The organism is Streptococcus sp. M334 (genome assembly GCF_000187745.1).
Lineage (GTDB): Bacteria > Bacillota > Bacilli > Lactobacillales > Streptococcaceae > Streptococcus.
In genome coordinates this window covers 140,974-146,759 of the sequence record NZ_GL732490.1, presented here as the reverse complement: position 1 = coordinate 146,759, position 5,786 = coordinate 140,974, and the positions used below count along the sequence as shown (strand labels likewise).

General features: G+C 35.9%; 6 protein-coding genes and 2 pseudogenes. 5 read left to right on the top strand and 3 right to left on the bottom strand.

The genetic code is table 11. The features are described from left to right. The coding region (locus tag HMPREF0851_RS13015) for a hypothetical protein (RefSeq protein WP_000541593.1) at positions 1-366 on the top strand (366 nt) is incomplete at its 5' end. 332 nt (positions 367-698) lie between these two features. On the opposite strand, the pseudogene yaaA reads toward HMPREF0851_RS13015, so the two are convergent. From yaaA to HMPREF0851_RS13000, 3 genes and pseudogenes are all read right to left on the bottom strand, one after another. Next, a pseudogene (gene yaaA / locus HMPREF0851_RS13010) lies at positions 699-944 on the bottom strand (peroxide stress protein YaaA); the annotation flags it as partial. A gap of 107 nt (positions 945-1,051) precedes the next feature. Then, positions 1,052-2,208, bottom strand: a pseudogene (locus tag HMPREF0851_RS13005) (tyrosine-type recombinase/integrase). Positions 2,209-2,272: 64 nt separating this feature from the next. Then, positions 2,273-2,842: a helix-turn-helix domain-containing protein gene (locus tag HMPREF0851_RS13000; RefSeq protein ID WP_000183748.1), complete on the bottom strand. Its 570-nt coding sequence runs from the start codon at positions 2,840-2,842 to the stop codon at positions 2,273-2,275. A 150-nt stretch (positions 2,843-2,992) separates the two neighbouring features. Between HMPREF0851_RS13000 and HMPREF0851_RS12995 the strand changes: the two genes are divergently transcribed. From HMPREF0851_RS12995 to HMPREF0851_RS12975, 4 genes are all read left to right on the top strand, one after another. Further along, positions 2,993-3,271, top strand: coding sequence for a hypothetical protein (locus tag HMPREF0851_RS12995; protein WP_000138228.1), 279 nt, complete (start codon positions 2,993-2,995; stop codon positions 3,269-3,271). A gap of 5 nt (positions 3,272-3,276) precedes the next feature. Next, positions 3,277-3,609, top strand: coding sequence for a replication initiator protein A (locus tag HMPREF0851_RS12990; protein ID WP_000384432.1), 333 nt, complete (start codon positions 3,277-3,279; stop codon positions 3,607-3,609). Positions 3,610-3,611: 2 nt separating this feature from the next. After that, a complete protein-coding gene (locus HMPREF0851_RS12985; protein WP_000598830.1) occupies positions 3,612-4,253 on the top strand; it encodes a hypothetical protein in 642 nt (213 codons plus the stop codon). A 530-nt stretch (positions 4,254-4,783) separates the two neighbouring features. After that, entirely contained in the window at positions 4,784-5,659 is an 876-nt protein-coding gene (locus HMPREF0851_RS12975; RefSeq protein WP_000421236.1) for a hypothetical protein, read from the top strand. Positions 5,660-5,786: the final 127 nt, after the last annotated feature.

Below are 5,786 nucleotides of genomic sequence, written 5' to 3'. Positions count from 1 at the left end.
ATCCTCACAGATAATGGTGGAGAGTTTGCCAGGGTTGATGACATCGAAATGGATGTTCGAGGAGAGAGTAAACTCTTCTTTTGTGATCCTAATCGCTCTGACCAGAAAGGGAGAATTGAGAAAAATCACACACTAATTCGCGACATTCTACCTAAGGGAACTTCTTTTGACAACTTAACTCAGGAGGACATCAATCTCGTTTGTTCGCATGTCAACAGCGTCAAACGCGCTGCTTTGAATGGAAAGTCAGCCTATGAACTTTTTGCCTTTACTTATGGAGAAGAGATTCCTAAGCTTCTCGGTATTTCTAAAATACCTGCAGAAGACGTCTGTCAGTCTTCTACATTACTCCAACATAAGTTCTAAAAACTAACCTAAAAACCCATTCAAACGTCTCACACTAACTTCCACCATAGCGGAACTTAATCTGAAACGCTTTCAGATGAGGGGATTTTGTGCGCTCTTTTTTTCGATTCCTTTCGGCTACAAAAGCGATGAAATCAAGAATTTACCTTTTTTATTTCAATCCTAGTAAAATTGAAGTATAAAATCTCCAAAATACTCTAGAAAAATAAAATGCATATCATCAAATTTTTCCAATATCTGATAATATGCATTTTTCTGATTTTAAAGATTTTTTAACCAACCTCATACATTTTAGAAAAAAGAAGTTGATTCTCAATTTGAATTTTTCTCTTCTATACTTTCTTAACAAAAACCAATTCCTGTGGCTGGGACAGGTCTTCTCGGAAGCTAAATCCTGCAAAGCTTAACTTACGAGCTTCCTCCACCGTCTGCACTTGATTTTCTATCAAGGCTGTCAGGAAAGCACCACGCGCTTTCTTAGAAATAGTTGAATGAATCTTCAGCTGACCGCCTCTATCCTCCATGAATTTGAAGGTCACCATTTTTTCTCTGATTTCCTTAGAAAATACGGTCTCAAATAATCAACCGCATTTATTGCTTAAAAACGTTGATACAAAGCCTTTTCCAAGAAATTGGAATTGGCTTTTTTTGTTTTTAGTACCGTTTTTGGTACCGTCTTGGAAAACTAACCTTTTGCACTATCCAGATAATCTACAAATTTTGTGATAGCTTTCTTCTCTCCTGCTAATGTAGAATGGCTATAAGTATCCAGGGTCATCTGACTACTCGCATGACCTAATCTTTTGGCCGCATTGACAGGGTCAACCCCTACTTCAATCATCAAGGTTGCATGAGTATGTCTGAAGCCATGAGGAGTTATCTTCTTCAAGCCATGTTTCCTGATGATCCGCTTTAGAACACTATTGATATAATCCTGATATAAAGGTTCTATCTTTCCGTCTCGATCAACAAACGTAAACATATAATCGCTATCATCAATGGGGTAACTGACAGTTGCCCCTTTTCTCTTCTGCTCTTTTGTTTCCACTCTTTCAAAATCGAGATTGTCTCAGTATCTAAAGGGATTTGCCGTATGGAAAACCTGTTTTTGGTGCTTTTCTCAACTGCTTTCCCCTTGATTCTACCTAGGTTTTTGCTGATAGAAAGTAATTGATTGTCAAAATCGATGTCAGACCACCTCAAAGAATACAGCTCCCCTTTCCTTAAGCCACTATAGGCCAACAAACGAAATAAGGCATAGTTTTTATAAGGCTCTTCTGCCTTAATAATAGCTAAAAACTCATGCAACTCCTCAACGCTAAAGAAGTTATCTGACTTCTTCCGCTCTCTTTTGGGGAGTATCGTTTGTTTCATTGGGTTGTCTGTAATCAATTTCATTTTCAAAGCAAAATCAAACACTTGACCAGTGTAAGATTTTACCTGTTTGATATTTCTAAAAGTCTGACCTTTTTCGGTAATAAAGTCCTGGCATTGCCAAGGAGTAATTTTGGAAATTTTCATCTTTCCAAGAACTGGCAAGATATGAATTCTAAACAAGTCATCTGTACGGACGCTTGTCGTCCTCTCTACTGTGTTTTGATAAGTTTTGAACCATTCCTCAAAAACTTCATCAAAACGTCTCTCAGAGGCTTTCAGAAACCCTGAGAGGTCGCCTGATGCTTTTTTATGGTAAATCATAGCTTCATACTGTCTAGCCTCTCTAAGGCTCTTAAAACCGCTTTTAAAGAAGTCCTGACGTTTGCCATCAATCACCCTGTAGATTCTGACCTTATAAAGATAGCCTGATTTAGACTTTTTAGCCTTATATTTAATAATAGACATTCTAATTTCTCCTTTATTTTTTAAGGTTTCGGAGCTTATAAAATAAAGAAATCATGATTGTCAGTTATTTCTTACTCTTTTTCTCTTCTTGCCGTCTCTTGTATTCAGGACTCTCTACCCATGCCTCCCAGACATAATGATAAGGAGAGTCTTCTGCTCCTGATTTGTTAATCAGGAAAGGAATAAGGCCTTGTTTCTCATCAGCTATAAATTCTTTAATAGCTTTAACCAAAACAGGGTTAAAGCCTTTTTTACTTGCTAGAAAATCAATGTAATCAGACAATGCCTCTGATTGATTGAGCTCTGCAAGTATAATAGCAAGATCTTCTCCAAAAGGAGTCCATTGAGTGATTTTATTTTCAATCGTACTTTTTCCCTGAAGCACTTTGGCGAAGCCTTTAAAAATTTCTTTGGTTGAACCTGGATTGACTAATACAGGGTTATCATCAATCCCCAGCAAGTAAGGGATAGACACTCCGAAGTATTCTGCAAGGATTTTTGCATTTTTCTTCTTAGGTGTTCTAATTCCTTGATTATACCCCGACAACGTAGGATAAGCTATACCTGTACTATCGCTAATTTCAGTTAATTTTTTTTTACTGTCTTTAATAAGTTTTCCAATATTGTTAGTCATATCTTAATTCCTTGTTTTTTATATATTGTAACACAAATAATACAAAATGAATAAAAAAACTTGACAACAATTCAAAAAGAATTTATAATCTATGTAAATAATTCAAAATGAATTATTCGAAGCTTATAAAATTAAGAAAGGGGTCAGAATATGACAGAAAACTTTACCATTCATCTCCCAAAAGCAACAGAAAAGAAGTTGCTTGCTCGTTACGATACCATGCTTCAGAAAGCAATCGAAAAAGCTTTTGAGGACCAGGAGCTCTATAAACCCATGCTACGTATGGCAGGCTTGTGCCGTTGGCTTGATGTATCAACTACTACCGTTGTCAAATGGCAACGTGAAGGTATGCCCCACATGGTAATTGACGGAGTGACCCTGTACGATAAACACAAAGTCGCTCAATGGTTACAACAATATGAAAGGTGAGAAATATGGATTACGGTGATGATTATTACTTAATACCTAAAGTATTATTCCAAGACGATTTCTATAAGGATTTGGTACCCCTTGATGTTATTGTCTATTCTGTGCTAAGAAACAAACAAGAAGAGGCAATAGAGAAAGGTTGGGTAGATGATGAAGGAAATATTTACCTAGCATATAGAATTGAGGATCTAGCAAAAAAATTTTCCTGTGCCAGAACGACTATGGTAGCCGTTTTACAACTCTTGGAATCTGTCAACTTAATTGAACGTGAACGGCAATGGAATACAAGCTATTATAACCATAACTTACCATACATGACTTATATTAACGAGGTGTAAATATGATAAAGGTTTACTTTGGAAAAGATACAGCACTTAATCAGGCCATCCAGTCACGATTGGATAGCTATCAGCTTGAATATCAAGTATTCTCAAGTAAAGATATAGATACTAAAACGCTGATGGAATGGCTTTTTAGGTCAACTGATATATTTGAACTGTTAAGTACTAAGATGTTGAAGTATAAATTAAATACACAAATTACACTTAGTCAATTTGTTAGAAAGATTTTGAAAGACGTTGATAGTTCCTTAAAACTCCCCATTGTTGTAACAAAAGAAGCCATCTATTCGAACATGACTCCAGAATATGTTGGGACACTCTTGCCCAAAGAGTACCGTAAAGCAGAACGAGAGAATTTATTTAAGAAATTTGAAAAGCTAGATGAAGGTAGACGTTTTTGGAGAAATTTTGAGATTGTCCGTAAGCAATCTGAATTGCCTTGGTTTGAATTGCATAAGTTGCTATTTGCTGATGTGTCTGATGATTTAGGAGAAATGAAAAAAGCTAAAGACCGATTCTTTAAATACAAGAAAAACAAGCAGATTCCCCCTGAAGATATCATCGAAAAAATCCTAGAAATATTTTTGATTGAAAGAGTTGACCTTTTTCAAAAATCTGTTTCAGATTTACAAAATTTTTAGTCCTAAAGCAGCTATGAAAACAACTATGAAAATATTTTGAAAATGGTATTTTGAGACTAAATTTTTGAGCTTTCTCAAAATTTATAACGCGGGCTCCTCTAACAGCCCGCTATGTGCACATCTGATGTGCATTTACTACACCCATTTTTTGGCAAGTTTGACCGTAGCAAAATGAAAATGGTCCGACGAAGTCGGCTTGGGGTTGCTCCCCCAAGAATGTCATTTTACGGAGGTCTTTGCGCAGACAAAAAAGAGGCGCCGATAGGCGACCTCTAAAAGAAAGAAGGTTTTATATGAAAAACTTAACAAACAAGATTATATCAGGGTATCTTATCGCTCTTGTGCCTTTTGCCTTTATAATGTGGCTCTCAGGAGTGCGTTCGATTTTGATAGTGTTCCTAGTTCCTTTATTTATAAGTCTATTCGCTCATTTCTATATTTGTATCATGAACTATATTGAAAATCTTGCTGACAAGTATTTCAGACAGAAAAAATTCCGATAGGCGACTTCTACAAGAAAGGAGGTTGATTTGGAATTAAAAGTTAGCTTGGACAACATCACTATTACAGCTTATATCAAACCTATCAAACTCCTTGATCTCAAAAGTTTGATAGAAAACCATACAGCCATTATAGTCCAGACTGCTATGACTGATATGTTTAGAGCAATCACTCGTGACGGAAGTCACGTTAGACTCCTCCTAGATTACGACAAATTAAAAGGACAAGCCTTTAATGCTCGCCCTTTCAGGATAGAGTTTAACCCCAATAAACTCCGACAGATTGATATTAATATCTTAGATACAATTATACCATATCTTGAAGATATTGCAATCTCTCGAGTTGATTTAGCTTTTGATATATTTGAAGTTGATTGTAGTGAGTTTATTCTTGAAAAGAAAGGCCGCCCTACTGCTACCAAAGAATGGAGAGACCAGAATGGAAAACTAGAAACTAAATATCTAGGCGCCTCCAGGTCAGAAAAGCAAATCAGACTCTATAACAAAAAAGTTGAACAATTAGAAAATGGCTCTGAGGAAGACAAGAAATTTGCCCAACAGTTCCAACATTGGTGGCGCTTAGAATTTCAGCTTCGGAGTCGCTCGGTTGAAGAAATATTCGAGGTCATTGACTCTGTTATCTTTAAACCTTTTGTATTTGATGACTTGCCAGTTGAAACTCAGATATATCTAGTCGCATATACACGCAATAAAAATGTTTGGCAAAAATTACATAGAAATACAAGAACTAAATATAAAAAGATTTTAGAAACCTATAAAACATCTGATATTGACTATCTGAAATTGATGAAAGATTTATTAAAACATGAACGACCAATATTAGAAAAACAGCTTGCTTATTATGGGGGAAGAGAAACAAAAAATAGCTTTCAACCATTTGGTTGAAAATCCAGTATTAACAAGGAGTTACGAGGCCTAAAATGAGAATAAAAGACTACGCTGATAGCCTGGGAGTTAGTAGTCAATCCATCTATAAACGGATACGATCTCCAAAATATAAAGAGAGGTTGAA